The organism is Streptococcus sp. DTU_2020_1000888_1_SI_GRL_NUU_041A (genome assembly GCF_032387735.1).
GTDB lineage: Bacteria > Bacillota > Bacilli > Lactobacillales > Streptococcaceae > Streptococcus > Streptococcus sanguinis.
Map to the genome: position 1 here is coordinate 2,351,780 of NZ_CP135591.1, position 15,800 is coordinate 2,367,579.

At 43.8% G+C, this 15,800-nt stretch carries 12 protein-coding genes; 4 read left to right on the forward strand and 8 right to left on the reverse strand.

Annotation, left to right across the window (positions count from 1 at the left end; translation table 11 throughout):
- Positions 1 to 287: 287 nt before the first annotated feature.
- On the reverse strand, positions 288 to 2,702 hold the full coding sequence (gene pbp1b / locus RSK81_RS11610) for a penicillin-binding protein PBP1B (protein ID WP_002919874.1): 2,415 nt from the start codon (positions 2,700 to 2,702) through the stop codon (positions 288 to 290).
- A 154-nt stretch (positions 2,703 to 2,856) separates the two neighbouring features.
- Here pbp1b and tyrS point away from each other — a divergent pair, with 154 nt between their 5' ends.
- Positions 2,857 to 4,113: a tyrosine--tRNA ligase gene (tyrS, locus tag RSK81_RS11615; RefSeq protein ID WP_315687781.1), complete on the forward strand. Its 1,257-nt coding sequence runs from the start codon at positions 2,857 to 2,859 to the stop codon at positions 4,111 to 4,113.
- A gap of 71 nt (positions 4,114 to 4,184) precedes the next feature.
- Complete coding sequence (locus RSK81_RS11620) at positions 4,185 to 5,033, forward strand: putative RNA methyltransferase (protein ID WP_315686889.1); 849 nt, start codon at positions 4,185 to 4,187, stop codon at positions 5,031 to 5,033.
- 83 nt (positions 5,034 to 5,116) lie between these two features.
- Here RSK81_RS11620 and RSK81_RS11625 read toward each other — a convergent pair whose 3' ends face one another.
- Positions 5,117 to 6,247, reverse strand: coding sequence for an ABC transporter ATP-binding protein (locus RSK81_RS11625; protein ID WP_032912214.1), 1,131 nt, complete (start codon positions 6,245 to 6,247; stop codon positions 5,117 to 5,119).
- A 170-nt stretch (positions 6,248 to 6,417) separates the two neighbouring features.
- Positions 6,418 to 8,646 (reverse strand): SIALI-17 repeat-containing surface protein, encoded by a 2,229-nt coding sequence (locus tag RSK81_RS11630; RefSeq protein ID WP_315686891.1) that lies wholly within the window; start codon positions 8,644 to 8,646, stop codon positions 6,418 to 6,420.
- 360 nt (positions 8,647 to 9,006) lie between these two features.
- Between RSK81_RS11630 and RSK81_RS11635 the strand changes: the two genes are divergently transcribed.
- Positions 9,007 to 9,609: a TetR/AcrR family transcriptional regulator gene (locus RSK81_RS11635; RefSeq protein WP_315686893.1), complete on the forward strand. Its 603-nt coding sequence runs from the start codon at positions 9,007 to 9,009 to the stop codon at positions 9,607 to 9,609.
- Positions 9,610 to 9,815: 206 nt separating this feature from the next.
- Entirely contained in the window at positions 9,816 to 10,388 is a 573-nt protein-coding gene (locus tag RSK81_RS11640) for a TetR/AcrR family transcriptional regulator (RefSeq protein WP_002896832.1), read from the forward strand.
- A 142-nt stretch (positions 10,389 to 10,530) separates the two neighbouring features.
- Here RSK81_RS11640 and RSK81_RS11645 read toward each other — a convergent pair whose 3' ends face one another.
- The 5 genes from RSK81_RS11645 to RSK81_RS11665 all read right to left on the reverse strand — a co-directional run bounded on the left by RSK81_RS11645 (position 10,531) and on the right by RSK81_RS11665 (position 15,797).
- On the reverse strand, positions 10,531 to 11,133 hold the full coding sequence (locus RSK81_RS11645; RefSeq protein ID WP_168956680.1) for a DUF6287 domain-containing protein: 603 nt from the start codon (positions 11,131 to 11,133) through the stop codon (positions 10,531 to 10,533).
- 85 nt (positions 11,134 to 11,218) lie between these two features.
- Positions 11,219 to 11,437 carry a heavy metal-associated domain-containing protein gene (locus RSK81_RS11650; RefSeq protein ID WP_315686896.1) on the reverse strand — a complete coding sequence of 73 codons (219 nt, stop codon included), beginning with the start codon at positions 11,435 to 11,437 and terminating at the stop codon, positions 11,219 to 11,221.
- Positions 11,438 to 11,457: 20 nt separating this feature from the next.
- Positions 11,458 to 13,704 (reverse strand): heavy metal translocating P-type ATPase, encoded by a 2,247-nt coding sequence (locus RSK81_RS11655; protein WP_315686897.1) that lies wholly within the window; start codon positions 13,702 to 13,704, stop codon positions 11,458 to 11,460.
- Positions 13,704 to 14,147: a CopY/TcrY family copper transport repressor gene (locus RSK81_RS11660; protein WP_268699130.1), complete on the reverse strand. Its 444-nt coding sequence runs from the start codon at positions 14,145 to 14,147 to the stop codon at positions 13,704 to 13,706. Before RSK81_RS11660 ends, RSK81_RS11655 begins: the two co-directional genes overlap by 1 nt.
- 147 nt (positions 14,148 to 14,294) lie before the next feature.
- Positions 14,295 to 15,797 (reverse strand): zinc ABC transporter substrate-binding protein AdcA, encoded by a 1,503-nt coding sequence (locus RSK81_RS11665; protein ID WP_315686899.1) that lies wholly within the window; start codon positions 15,795 to 15,797, stop codon positions 14,295 to 14,297.
- Positions 15,798 to 15,800: the final 3 nt, after the last annotated feature.

Here is a 15,800-nt window from a genome sequence, read left to right on the forward strand (position 1 = left end):
AATCCTCTTTCATTTACAATGCTGCAAAACAGCTACAATCAGTCCCTTTTGTATAATTTTCAGAAAAATTAAATTATGGTTACATAATCCGTTTTTCCTAAAAATAGGCACAAAAAGAGCAGCTAAATCTGACTTATTCAAGTTTGATTTAACTGCTGTAAGCTTCTATTTGGACAATATTTCAAATAAAGCACACGACAAATTATTGTTATCATTATACCTTATTTAGCTAGAAATTGCAAGGATTTCATCCGCTTTCTGAAAAGTTAAAAACTGTTCTTGATGCGCTAGTTCCCCTGCCGATTATTGTTAGAATTGGAACTTGAATTAGAATTAGAGGTAGAACCGCCCAGTATAGCTGACCAAGCCTTCTGATAATCCGCATCTGATGCCCCGATACCAAAGCGGTAGGTCGTGGTCGGAGCACCGTTTTTAGCCCAATAGCTAGGCACTGTAGGACCGCTGAGATTAACAGAGCGGCCGTTTACCGTTACTGTACCTGGCTTTTCCCCTGTGGACTTGAGTACATCAGACTTAATCACACTCGGATCAAGAGTGAACTTATCACCAACACCCCAGGCATTCGGATCTGCCTGATAGATAGCATCTGCCATATAGGCCATGTAGGAAGCGTTATTGTTATAACCAGTCAACGCCGCCATAGAGCTATTATCATCATGACCAATCCAGCCTCCCAGAGTCATCTTAGGAGTAGAAAGCATCAGCCACATATCACCGTTGGTGTTGGTCGTTCCAGTTTTACCAATCCAATCAGCTCCAGCCAAGGTTCCATTGACCTGACTGATTCTGGATTTATAGGTCGTAGTAGCCCCAGAATTGATAACTCCCCGCATGAGCTCCTGCATAATCGTAGCCGCAGCTGGACTGTAAATCTGAACAGGATTGGCCTTATGCTGGTAAATCACCTTGCCATCTCGGTCTGTGATTTTTTCAACCATGTATTTTTTCTGGTAGGTTCCATTATTAGCCAAGGTTTGGAAACCATTGGTATGCTGAGCCACAGATACTTCGATTCCGCCGCCCATTGGGAGACTCTCAATGCTATAGTCATCAATGTAATAACCCATTTTTTCCATATAGCCACGGACATTGACACCTTTTTCGCGTAATCCGCGGTAAGTCCAATAAGCCGGGATATTCCAAGAAGTATTAAGCGCTTCTTGCAGGTCCATCATGGCTGTACCACGGCTATCTACGTGCATGATTGGATCACCACTTGAAAAGTTAGTCGGATAGTTAGAAAGAACGCTGGCGCTGCCCATCAGACCTTGGTCAATAGCAATCCCATAAGCCAAAATCGGCTTAATAGTCGAACCCGGTGAGCGTTCCGTATCAAAGGCGTGATTGTTCTGATTAGAAGCATAATCTCTGCCTCCGACAAAGCCAATCACAGCACCGGTTTTATTATCCAAGAGGACATTTCCCACTTCAATTGCACCAGTTCCGTCGTCCAAGACGCCGCCATAGTTCGCTACTGCATTTTGCATAGCAGTGTGGATGTTCTTGTTAATCGTGGTGGTGACAGTATAGCCGCCATCGCTCAGTTCTTTAGCAGCCAATTCCTTGTAGGCCTTGACAGTATCATTGTTTTTCAGCTCTTGCTGGGAAACATTGTCCCGCTGGATCAAGTACTCGTACATGGTCTGCTGGGCTTCTTCAATCGCTGTGTAGTAAAGGTAGCCATGCGAAGATTTTTCCGAGCTTTCAGAAGGCTTGAAATCCTTGGTCAGGTCGTAGTCCTTGTACTCCTTGTACTCTTTCTCGCTTAGCTGGCCCGTCCGATACATATTATAGAGCACATCCTTGGCACGTTCCAAGCCCAGAGCCATATCTCCTGCACTCTTGAGACTACCATCCGCAGCATAAGGCGAATAAACAATCGGACTCTGTGGCAAGCCGGCAATAAAAGCGGACTGGGGCACTGTCAAATCCTTAGCAGAGACACCAAAAATCCCTTGAGCAGCTTCTTCCACACCGGCGATATTCTGCCCCTTATTGTTGCGCCCAAAAGGCGAAACGTTCAAGTAAGTCGTCAAAATATCATCCTTAGACATGTAGCGCTCCAAAGCCAGCGCATCAACAATCTCCGCCGCTTTCCGCTTGAAGGTCGGCGCATCGCCCACCACCTGCTGCTTGATCAACTGCTGGGTAATGGTTGACCCCCCGCTAGACGAGCCAACTCCAACAACTGAACCGAGCGTAGCCCGAAGCACAGCCTTGGGCACCACTCCGTTATGCGTTTCAAAGTTCTCATCCTCTGTAGCTATAACGGCTTTTTTAACATTTTCAGAGATGGCGTCACTCTTAACTGGGATGCGGAGCAAATCATTGTCCACTTCTGCAATCAAACTGCCATCGGCATAGGTAAGCTTAGAAATACCAGAGATATTATTCACCTGCTTGACCAGCTCTTCCTGCTTGGGCACTTCCACCTTACTGAAAAGACTAGCTGCATAGCCTATCCCAATCCCAGCACCGATTACGCCACCGAAGAAGATAAACACAAAAGCCATATTCATCAGAAGTTTAAAAGTCCGCAAGAAAACAGCAAAAACATCACTGATAGACCAGCCGTTGTTACCACTGCCGATTTTCTTGCTCCATTCTGGAAGATGTATTTTTTTGATAAACTGCTGGGCTTTTCCCCAGAACTCTTTTAATTTCTCTATTAATTGTTCCAAGTTTGATTCTCCTTGTTATCTTCCCATTATACCAAATATCTATGATTTATTTCAAGGAATCATTGCTATTTAAAAGCTTTATGATACAATAGAGTAACATAAATTTAAAATATAGATAAGCCAATTTCTTGGCTTTTAGAATAGGAGAGACATGATGCACATTTTTGATGAGCTAAAAGAACGTGGCTTGGTATTCCAAACTACTGATGAAGCAGCTTTACGCAAGGCCTTAGAAGAAGGACAAGTCTCTTATTATAGTGGATACGATCCGACCGCTGACAGCCTGCACCTTGGCCACTTAGTAGCCATTCTGACTAGCCGCCGCCTGCAACTAGCTGGCCATAAACCCTACGCTCTGGTCGGTGGAGCAACTGGATTGATTGGCGATCCATCCTTTAGGGATGCAGAACGCAGCCTCCAAACCAAGGAAACTGTGGAAGGCTGGGTGAAATCTATCCAAGATCAGCTTTCTCGCTTTCTGGACTTTGAAAAGGGTGATAATAAGGCCGAAATGGTCAACAATTATGACTGGTTCAGCAGCATCAGCTTTATCGACTTCCTGCGCGATGTCGGCAAATACTTCACTGTCAACTACATGATGAGTAAAGATTCTGTCAAGAGCCGGATTGAGACAGGGATTTCCTATACAGAATTCGCCTACCAGATCATGCAAGGATATGACTTCTATGTCCTCAATCAAAATCACGGTGTAACCCTGCAAATCGGTGGTTCTGACCAGTGGGGCAACATGACAGCAGGTACAGAACTCCTGCGCCGCAAGGCTGACAAGACTGGCCATGTGATAACCGTTCCGCTCATTACCGATGCTACTGGCAAAAAATTTGGTAAGTCAGAAGGTAATGCTGTCTGGCTCAATCCTGACAAGACTTCTCCTTACGAAATGTATCAATTCTGGATGAATGTCATGGACGCAGACGCTATCCGCTTCCTGAAAATCTTCACCTTCCTGTCCTTGGATGAAATCGAAGAGATTCGCCAACAGTTTGAAGCAGCACCACACGAACGATTGGCGCAGAAAGTTCTGGCTCGCGAAGTGGTCAGTCTGGTTCACGGTCAAGAAGCATATCAAGAAGCTCTCAACATCACTGAGCAGCTCTTTGCCGGAAATATCAAGAATTTGTCCGTCAAGGAACTCAAACAAGGCCTGCGCGGTGTGCCTAACTATCAGGTCCAAGCAGAAGACAACCTCAATATTGTAGAACTGCTTGTGACAGCTGGCGTGGTAAACTCAAAACGTCAAGCTCGCGAGGACGTCCAAAACGGCGCTATCTATCTCAATGGTGAGCGCATTCAAGATTTAGACTATGTCCTCAGCGCCTCAGATAAACTGGAAGACGAGCTAACAGTTATCCGCCGCGGTAAAAAGAAATACTTTGTCCTGACCTACTAAAGATAAAAATCCGATTCAAATAATCGGATTTTTCTATACCTTACTATAAAAACAATAGAAAGAGAACGCCTATGAAACCAAAACTTGCCCGTTTTGCCCAAGCTCCAGCTCTGGCCTGTCCACTCTGCCAGCAAAGCTTGGCTATGGAAGAAAACAGCCTCAAGTGTCCTAATCGCCATTCCTACGACATCGCCAAATTCGGTTATGTCAATCTAGCTCCCCAGGCTAAACAAGCTAAAGACTATGACAAAACAAGCTTTCAAAATAGGCAAGTCATCTTGGAAGCCGGCTTTTATCAGCATATCCTAGACGAGTTGCAGGATCTGCTGCAGGCCCTGCCTGAAGAACAGACCATTCTAGACGTCGCTTGCGGAGAGGGCTACTATGCTCGAAAAATTCAGGAAAAATTCCCCAACAAAGAAATTTACGCTTTTGATTTATCCAAAGATTCCATCCAGTTAGCTGCCAAAAGCGATCAGAGCCTGGCTGTAAAATGGTTCGTCGGGGATTTGGCACACTTGCCCGTTCAGGATCAAAGCATGGATGTCTTGCTGGACATCTTCTCACCAGCTAATTACCATGAATTTCAACGAGTATTGAAAAAAGAGGGACTTATCATTAAAGTCATCCCAACAGAGAATCATCTGAAAGAAATTCGAACTAAAGTAGCTGACCAGCTCCGTCAAAAAGATTATTCTAATCAAGATATCATCCAGCACTTCCAGAAGCACTTTACGATTCTATCTAGAAAAACCGTAGAATCAACCCATGCTCTGCATTCTGAGGAGAAAACTGCCCTGCTGCAGATGACTCCTTTACTCTTTCATGTTGAAAAAAATCTAATCAATTGGGAGCAGCTTACACATGCCACCATTTCAGCTGAGATTCTTATCGGAAAACTAAAACAAGAAAAAATCTGATCACCTTTCAGTAAAAAATGATGTTATAACAGCCATTTTAAAAACGCAGACAAGCCTGTCTGCGTTCTTTGTTTATCAACTGATTAATAGACTGTCTTCTCTGTCTCTGGATCAAAGAAGTGCGCTTTATTGAGGTCAAAGCCTAGGTCAATACCCGCACCAGTTTCTAGGTAATCCCGTGAATCCACACGCGCTACAAACTCACTAGAACCCACTTGGCAGTAGAGATGAGACTCTGCTCCCAGCAATTCTGAAACAGAAATTTTAGCATGCACAACTGAATTCGGGAAAGTTTCCAAGAAAGCAGCTTCCGCATTGATATCTTCCGGACGAATACCGAAGATTAGCTCCTTGCCCTCGTATCCTTTCTCCCGCAGAACCTTAAGAGCTCCTTCTGGCACAGTCAAGCGCAGTCCTTCTGCGACAATCTCATTCCTTTCAAGCTTAACTGGGATGAAGTTCATAGCTGGGCTGCCAATGAAGCCGGCAACGAACTTATTAACTGGGTTGTTATAGACTTCCTGCGGCGTACCAATCTGTTCCACTCGTCCAATCGTTCCAGTTCCAGCAGGATTCTTGGTTGCTGACATGATAACAATCCGGTCAGCCAGAGTCATAGCTTCAGTCTGGTCGTGGGTAACGTAAATAGTTGTTGCCCCGATACGGCGGTGAATCTTAGCAATCTCCGCCCGCATAGAAACACGCAGCTTAGCATCCAAGTTAGACAGAGGCTCATCCATAAGGAAAACCTTTGCATCCCGAACGATAGCGCGTCCCATAGCTACCCGCTGACGCTGACCACCAGACAAATCAGCTGGCTTACGCTGCAAAAATTCCTTCAAGCCCAGAATTTCTGCTGCTTCATTGACCCGTTTTTCAATATCTTCCTTGCTGTACTTGCGCAGCTTGAGACCAAAAGCCATGTTGTCGTAGACAGTCATGTGCGGATAAAGGGCATAGTTCTGGAAGACCATGGCGATGTCGCGGTCTTTTGGAGCTACATCATTGACCACTGTACCGTCAATAGAGGCAGTTCCTTCAGTGATGTCTTCAAGACCTGCAATCATACGCAGCGTAGTTGATTTCCCGCAACCAGACGGACCAACAAAGACGATAAATTCCTTGTCCTTGATATCTAGATTGAAGTCTTCCACTGAGTAGTGGTCGCTGTTGGGATATTTTTTATAGATATTTTTCAGATTTAATTCGACCATAATAAGCCCCTTCTTTTGAATAAAAATATTTTCTTTCAAGCTCTCGTTTGCAAAGCGCTTTCACATTGTCCATTATATCGTTTTTTTTTGACTTTTTCAAGCACTTTTAGTAAAACGTTTGCATAATTTTTAAAAATTTTCTCCATCAGAAAAGAGACCAAGTGGCCTCTTCAAAACTTATCCTTCTTTTTTCTACTACGGAGTGACAATCCAGCTGCGCCTAAAGCGCTGATAACTCCTGCAACTGTGAGAAGAGCATTAGAAGCTTGACCCGTATGCGGCAAGACTGACGCACCACTCTTACTTCCCTTGTTTTTAAGCTGATCTAGCTGGGTGACCTTAGCTAATGAAGACTGCTCTTGTACTGATTTGGCCCCATCAACTGCTGGCAAAATACCGCTAGTTACTTGGTAAGCAGGTAAAGCATCAGCTACTGCCGCGTCAGCAGCATTGACACCGCCGGTAAATTCCGGAAGAGCCGCCATCTGAGGAGCGCTGTCTGGATGTGCACTCCTGACTGATGGCTGAACGCCAGCATCATAGGCGTTGTTTTCTGTTATAGTTGGATCAGAATCATTGACGCCTCCTGTAAATTCAGGCCACGTTGCTGTTGGTGCTTCTGAATCATTAACATTGCCACTGAATTCTGGTTGTACTGAGGACTGCGGAGCTGTATCGGGATGAGTTCCAACTTCATGGCTAGACAAATCATATTCCGACGCCGTTGCTATTGCTGGCTCAGAGTCGCTGACGCCTCCACTAAATTCTTTCCTGGTTTCTTGTGGTGAATCACTTGGAATAGAAGAAGCTGTCTTAGCTTTAGCAGCATTCTTGACAATCGCTTCTAGATTTTCAAGAGCTTTTGTCTGCTCAGCAGCAATCTGTTCCTGCAGCTTCTCTGCTTTTTCAGCACTGTCTACACTATCATCTAGCTGCGCAATCGCATCTGTCACCGTCTTTAATACTGCTCGAATCTTTTCTTTAGCTTGCTTTTTATCGAGTTCTGAAAGTCTTTGGTGATGTTCAATTGCTTCAATCTGTTTGTCGACTTCTTCTTCAAGCTCATCTAAAACCAAATCTTTGCCAACTGGATGAATCGTGTCCAAGCTAGCAATTCCAGCTTCCTCAATTCTCTCTAGTTCTTCTTCGGCATCAGCCTTTTCAAGCGCTGTTTTCGCATCTGCTAGAGTTGCTTCCGCTTCAGCTTTAGCCGTAGCCCGTTCTGCATCTGACAGATTCGGGTTGCTCCGTAAGTCTGCTAGCTTATCAGACAGAGCAAGATCTAGTTTCAGTCCAGTCGTAGCTTTCAGCAAACCTTGCTTCTCTGCCGCTACCTGTTCTTGAATTTTTTCGGCATCATCAGGACTTTCAACCCAAGCATTATAAGCTGCAATTGCTTTTTGAGCTATGGCTGCTGCATCTTCAATTTTCTTTTTAGCTGCAGTTTTTTCCTCAACAGAAAGACTTTGACTCTTCTCAACAGCCTCGATAGTAGCTGTTTTTTCTTCCTGAATTTCTTTTAAGAACTGCTCTTTGCCAATAGGGTGAATCTTGGCTAAGCGGGCTATAGCTGTTTCTTTTTCCCGGTCATAGACTTCCTGAGAATCTGCTCCTTCAATAGCCTTCTTGGCTGCTTCCACCACCTGCTCTATCTCGCCTCTAACTGCTTTCTTTTCTGCTTCTGAAAGATTAGGATTTGCTTCCAAGTCAGCTAATTTGGCAGCCAGAGTGAAATCTACGGTTGAACTTGCTATAAATTTGAAAAACTTATCTTCCTCGGTTACTGCCTGCTCTTGAATCACTTCCGCCTGCTCTGCTGTTGCTGCATTAACATCTAATTTCTGAATTGCATCCTCTGCTTCTGCAGCCTTCTTCCTTACAGACTCTTGGAAGCTTTTCTTTTGCTCCTCAGGCAGTAAATCGCTACTATCTACAAGTTTATCAAACTCTGCTTTTCCATTTTGGATTTCATCTAGAAGCAAATCTTTGCCGACTGGATTGACAGAGTTGATGTCTGCCAATCCATCTTCCTTAGCTTGATCAATCCTTTCTTTATCCTCAGCTGCAGCAATTTCATTCTGAGCCTTCGCAGCTGTTTGATTGACTTCCTCCTTAGCTGCTGCAAGCTCCTCATCTGACAAATTTGGATTATTCCCAAGATCTGTCACTTTCTCAGCCAGAAACGTACCTACTTCCGTATTAGCAGCCTCCCTGACCGTTGTCAAATCCTGATTTACTGGTGATGCAGCGGCCGGAGTCTCTACTGCATTTGCAACAGGCTGCTCCTCATCTGCCGCCACCATACTGTGACCCAAAAACAGAGCACAAATAAGGACTGAACCAACACCTAAAACTGACTTCCGAATAGAATATCGCAAAACTTTTTCTGTTCTTTTCATTTTATTCTCCCCTGAACATATTTTATGATCCCGATCAGTAACCCTTAATAAAAAGTCCAGTCAAACCTCCCGTAAATCTTTCAGATTAGGTAATCGTTAAACTACACTTTCTATTTGACTTCTGATAAGATTTTCTTTTTATTATTTTATCATATTAACTTGTTAAAATAAAAGAATTATCGGCTTGATTTATGTACATTTATTATAAAATTGTCCAGTTTTTAAATAGACAAGATGTCCAGAAATTAAACTAAAAATTTTTCCATTTAACAATGTGTAAACTTTTTTAGTAAAAATTCTGGGCTATTTTCTAGCTTATTTCAGACAGAAAAAGTAAAATGGTATAGGAGGGATAAAATTATGGCTCTTAATACACGAGATAGGATTTTGGATGCATTTTTTGAATTAGCAGATAAACAGCCAGATAGACCGCGTTTTACCTTTACAGAAATCGCTAAAGAAGCCGGTTTATCAAGACAGGCTATTTACAAACGACACTTTAATAACACTACTGAAATTATCGAATACATTCGCCAAGATATGGTGGAGCAAGCCTTTGCTCCCAACTGGAATAGCAACCATTCTGAAGCGGACTTAGATCCTTTCACTTTTTTGGCTCAAACGATTCTTCCCGCTATTTATGAGCAACGCCAACGCATTAAAATATTATATACTAGTTCTGTCGATCCCCTGTGGAGCGATTTTATTACTGCCAGTTACAAGGACTGGATCGAGCAGAATCTAAATCTTGACCATCAAAAATTAGGTATTCCTGAAGACCTGGCCAATCAACTGCTGGCCGGCTGGATTAGTTCTCTTATCGAGAATTGGATCACTCAGGATGACCCCGTTCCTTGCAAGCAGTTTTCTAAGACATTTCTCAACCTTGTATCTTCACCCCTAACCAGCTTTGCTGCCTATGATAGTTCTGCTGGTCCTTCAAACAAAATTGTTATCGTATAACCACCTAGAAGAAAAACAGAGAAATGACAGAACCGGTCCTTGTAAGGGAAGACTGGTTTTTTTATATTAAATTTTAAAAATAATTGGACATTTTCTCTATAAAGTGTTATCATTTTAGTTGACAAATGGTAAACTGCTCTGTTGGAGTCTGCTCTATTTTTTTAGACATACCAGCAAGAACTTAATATAAAAGAAGGAAGGTACTTATGCCCCAAGATACTCGAGACAAAGTCGTTAATGCCTTAATTGAGCTGGCAGAGCAAAATCCTGAAAAGTCTTATTTTACTTTTTCAGAGATTGCAAAACAAGCTGGTCTATCGCGCCAGGCTATCTATAAAAAGCATTTTAGTAATGTTGAAGACATTATCCAATACATCCGCCAGACAATTATGACTCCGTTTTTGCCCCTGTATGAAAGCTACGAAGAAGGAAATGGAGAAAATCCGTTCTGTTTCTTTGCCCAACATATGATTCCTACCCTTTATGAACATAGGAAATGGATGAAGGTGCTCTATACTACAGCTATCGATCCTTTCTGGAGTGACTATCTATCTACCTTCTTCACTCAGTGGGTCGTGCAAAATTTAGAAATTGACTCTAAAAAATTGGGAATTCCAAAAGAAATGGCTACGGAAATTGTTGTTAGATGGATTAACTCCCTCATTGAAATTTGGATTATCAAAGAAGATCCTATGCCAGCAGAGGATTTCGCCAAGCTCTTCCTGAATGTGATTTCAACCCCTATGGATCAGTTTATAACACCTCACAGTGAATCCTAATTCAACTCAAAATTATGAAGCCCGCCTAATTTAGGCAGGCTTTTTTTGTCTGTGAAATTTCTTACTCTCCCAAAGAAAAGAGAGCAGTTAGTCTCCTGCTCTCATCAATATATAAGCTATAAAATTAAACACCAAGCTTCATTTAATCTACGCGATAATAGAAGCTGCCTTGTTCGTCAAAGCTATTCAGGCCAACACCTGTCCAGATTCTATCTTGGCCAGCATCGGAGTTGTCTGTAAAGTTTTCCTTGTCTGCGACCTTAACTCCCTTAGGAAGAAACTCAATCAGAAAACCTCCGCTTTCTCCGCCGTAGACACCTCCAGCAGCAGTGCCATAGTCTGTCAGAGAAGCTCCATACAATTCATAACCACTTGAAACCAAGCCCTTGTCATCAAAAACAAGCTGGTTGCCAGAAGCATCCTGCCAGGTTCCTTTAACGCTGGCATAATTGCCATTTGCAAGTGCTGAAATGTCCATCGCTTCCTTCTTCTCCTTGGTTTTTTCTGTGCTCGCACTCTCTGAGCTAGCGCTGCTAGCTGCTGAAGATGCTGCTGCAGTTGATTGACTGGATGCCTGCTCCACAGAACTTGTTACCGAGCCCGTACTGCTAGTAGTAGTCTCTGATTGATTCGTAGCACTGCCATTCGAGCAAGCTGTCATAGCTAATAAAGCAGCTCCTGCTAGTAAAAAAGGTAAAGCTTTTTTCTTCATTTTTCTCCTCTTTCTCACGGTAAGATAAATCATGTGATTAGTAACATTATAGATTATTTTATCGCTTTTTACAAGAAGAATCCTAGCAGCTGGGCAGGCGCACAGCTACTGACCTTATTTACTCAGCTTCTGCCACATCCAGAACCCTGTAGATTGTTTTTGCCAGAGCTGCTTCATAATCAGATGCACCGCAAGGCTTATCAGTCGTGACTTGGGCTGTCTGCTTTTCTAGGTCTACCGCCACATCTGACACTCCCTCCATAGATAGGAAGTGCTGGGTGACGTGTTTGACACAATTTTGACAAGATAAATTTTCTAACTGAACTGTTTGTTTCATAGATTCATTCCTCCGTATATTTAGTTCATTTTAAAGCGTCCTAGACGCAGAGCATTGACGACAACCGACACTGAGCTCAAGCTCATGGCTAGACCAGCCAGCATAGGATTGAGCAAGGGACCGCCGAAAAGATGCAATAGCCCCATAGCAATCGGAATACCTAGTGTATTGTAGGCAAAAGCCCAGAAGAGATTTTCCTTGATATTACGGATGGTCGCTTGGCTGAGCTTGATAGCCTTGACTACATCCTGCAAATCACTATGCATGAGCACTACATCTGCTGACTCAATAGCCACATCGGCGCCAGAGCCGATGGCAATTCCAACATCGGCCTGGACCAGAGCCGGCGCATCATTGATACCGTCTCCTACCATAGCCAGTTTTTTCCCAGCTTCCTGTAAGTTCTTGATAGCAGCGGCCTTCCCATCTGGCAATACACCTGCGATGACTTTTTGGATGCCAGCTTTCTGGGCAATAGCTGTCGCTGTTTCTTCACGATCTCCTGTCAGCATGATGACTTCCAGCCCCATAGACTGGAGCTCCTGCACTGCCTTCAGGCTGCTAGACTTCATCTCATCTGCTACCGCTAAAATACCAGCTAGCTGTCCATCTACTGCGACAAACATGGCTGTCTTCCCTTCCTTGGACAGCTCTAACAACTGTTCTTGAAAGACACTGCTGTCAATGTTCTTGTCTTTCATCAATGACTCATTTCCCACCAGAAGCTGTCTGCCCTCAACCTGAGCGGATAAGCCTCGTCCAACCATAGCCTCAAAATGACTGACAGGCAGTAAGTCAAGCCCCTCCTCTTCAGTTGCTTCTAAGATAGCCTGAGCCAAAGGATGCTCAGAATGCTGCTCAGCACTGGCTATTAGCTGCAATAAGTCAGAGCGATTAAAATCACTCAAAGGTAACAAATCCGTCAGACTGGGCTTACCAACCGTAATCGTCCCAGTCTTATCAAGAACAATAGTATCCAGCTGATAAGCTGCTTCCAAAGCTTGCCCAGACTTAATCAGAATCCCATTTTCAGCTCCTTTACCAGTCCCGACCATGATGGCTGTCGGAGTAGCTAACCCCAGCGCACAAGGGCAGGCAATGACCAGAACTGCGATAAAGATTGACAGAGAAAAGCTAAGACTCTCACCATCCAGAAAATACCAGCCAAGCGCGGACAAAGTAGCCAAGCTCAGCACGATTGGGACAAAATAGAGCGAAATCTTATCGGCCAAAGCCGCTATCGGAGCCTTAGACCCTTGCGCTTCCTCCACTAATCTAACAATCTGAGCTAAGGTCGTATCCGAACCCACCCTAGTTGCTTGGTAATCAATACTACCATTTTGATTGATTGTGGCACTGGTAATGGTGTCGCCGACTTTCTTTTCAATCGGGACACTTTCACCAGTCATCATAGACTCATCCACAAAGGTCTGCCCGTCTGTCACTAAGCCATCTACCGGCATACGCTCCCCTGGCTTGATACGGATAATGTCTCCAACTCGGATATCCTCCGTATCAATGGTTACAGCCTCGCCATAGCGAATCACTGTCGCCTGACTAGGCACTAGCTCAAGCAGAGATTGAATCGCTTGAGACGTTTTCCCCTTGGCTGAACTTTCCAGATATTTACCCAGAAGAACTAAGGCAATAATCACTGCAACAGACTCAAAATAGAGCTGATGAACAAAGGCATGATGACCTAGAAAAACCTGACTGACCGAGTAGAGGCTATAAAGAAATGCTGCACTGGTTCCCACCGCAATCAAACTATCCATATTGGGATGTCGCTTGATAAGATTGCGAAATCCCCTCTGATAGAAACCACGACCAATCCACACAGCAGGCAGAGTCAAAAGTAGTTGTGACAGAACGAAGACCAAGGGATGCACCATATGGTCTAAGAAGCTAGGCAGAGGAAGACCGACCATACTACCCATTGAGATATAAAGCAAAGGCAGAGCCGTAATCAAAAGAATCAGTAACTCTTGTTTCTTTTTTTGCAATTTCTGAGCTTTAATCACAGCTTCTTCGCTTACATCAGACGGTTTGTCTTTTCCTTTTTCTTCTGCCTGATAACCAGCCTCGGCTACAGCATCCAGCACTTGCTGGCTGTCAAATCCTGCCTTAGGCAGCAAACTGAGACGTTCTGTCGCCAGATTGACACTGACATCCTCGACTGTTTCCAAGTCCTTGACCGCCATCTCTACCGTCATAGCACAGGCAGCGCAAGTCATTCCTGAGAGCTTGTATTCTTTCTTCTCACTCATCAATGCGTCTCCTTTCCGTGACCGCAACGACACTGGCCTTGAGAGCAGTCGCATTTGACTTCCAAAGGAGCCGAGGCTCTTTTCTTATCAATGACCTGACTGAGCCGCTCCAAGTCCCCTTGACTGAACTGACTTCTCTCAATCATCGAAATCAAAAGCTCTCCGTGTTTAGTGTTACAGATATTGTCAAAAAGAGCCTGCCAAGTACTTTCCAGATGGTCCGCTTCTAAAATCTGAGCATCATAGTAAAACTTACCCTCGATCTTTTCCATAGCGATAAATTCTTTGGTCTTCAGACGATTCAAAAGAGTCTTGATGGTTGCCGGTTTCCAGGAAAAATCGGCTTCCAAACGAGCTATAATCTCTGTACTGCGACTGTGTGGATAGGCCCATAGCACACGCATCACTTGCCATTCTGCTTGGCTAATATTTTGCTGTTCCATTGTTTAACACTCCCTTATCATTTACATTTGTAATCTAACTCTTTATTAGTTTACATTTGTAATCGTAGTTTGTCAAGTGTTTTTATCGTCAATTCCTGATATACAAAAAAGAAGGCGGGATAATCCCGTCTTCTTAATTTATTTATATTAGTGTGCCAACATCTCTTGGGCAATTTCTTGACCGGTCAACTTACTTGGATAGTAGGTTGGCCAGTTTTCCAGCTCATCAAAGAGAGCTTCCTGGCTTTCGCCTCCATAGAAGATGTGGAAGTGAGCTGCCTTGGTAGGTGCAATGTTGTGGTCGCTAAACTGAACATACTTGTACTCCCCAGCATCCGCGTCTGTCGCTTCAAACATAAAGCGAACTCCACGATTTCCCTTAGAGTAAGTCAGAGTATGCTTACCAACGTATTTATAAGTATATTTCTTGGATTTTCCATCTACCACAAATTCCATAGTTTTGTCTGTGATATTGATATTGGAAACATCTGTTTTGTAGCCCTTGTCATAGTAGGCCTTGTATTCAGCTGCCGTCATTTTCCCAGTCAGCTTAGACTTGTAGTCAAAGACTTGGTCCAAAGTACCATCCTTCAGATAGGGGTAAACAGACTGCCACTCGCCAGCATAGTCAGACAAAGTACGATCCTTGACGGCACTGTCTTCAAAGTAGCCGTTTTGGACTGTCTTATCGTCTTCTTCTTTCTCGGCTGCAATCTCCGCTCCCTCTTGGTCAGTTGTCTTCTTGAGAGCCTTTAGATTGGACTGCATGATAGAAACATAGTCTGCCCCATCCTTGGTCTGCTCTTCGGTCAAGCTTTCCAGCGGATTCAGGACATCAAGCTCTACACCTGTTTCCTTAGCTAATGTAGAAGCCAAAGCCTGGGAAGCATTCTCTTCAAAGTAAATATACTTGATTTTATTTTTCTTAATATACTCGGTCAATTCAGCCAAGCGTGAAGCGGATGGCTCACTGTCTGGTGAAAGTCCAGAAATTGGCACCTGCTTCAAGCCATAGTCCAATGCCAGATAGTTAAAGGCAGCGTGCTGAGTAACAAAGCTCTTTTGCTTGGCATTGGCCAACCCATCCTCATATTCCTTGTCCAAGGCTTCCAGCTTCTTGATATAAGCCGCTGCATTTTTCTCAAAAGCCGCTTTCTTGTCAGGATAAGACTTGCTCAGGCTATCACGGATGTGCTCCACCATTTTAATAGCCCGCTTCGGAGATAACCAAACATGGGGATCATAGGCATGATGATGTCCCTCTTCCCCATGGTCGTGGTCTTCTTCCTCTTCACTGCCAGGCAGCAAGAGCATATTTCCAGTCGCCTTGATAACCTTTTCTTCCTTATTTTTCAAGTTTTTTAGCAAATCTGGAACCCAAGTCTCCATGTTTTCATTTTCATAGACAAAGGCATCTGCATCCTGAATCGTCGCAACTGCCTTAGCTGAAGGCTCATAATCATGCGGCTCTGTACCTGCCCCGATTAGAAGTTCAACATTGGCCTCATCTCCAGCCACCTGCTTGGTAAACTCATAAACAGGATAAAAAGTCGTGACAATATTGAGCTTGCCATCTGCATTTTTTTGATTGGAACAAGCTACTAAGAAAATACTCAGTAAACCTGCTAATAGTAAGCTAATTTTTTTCATTTT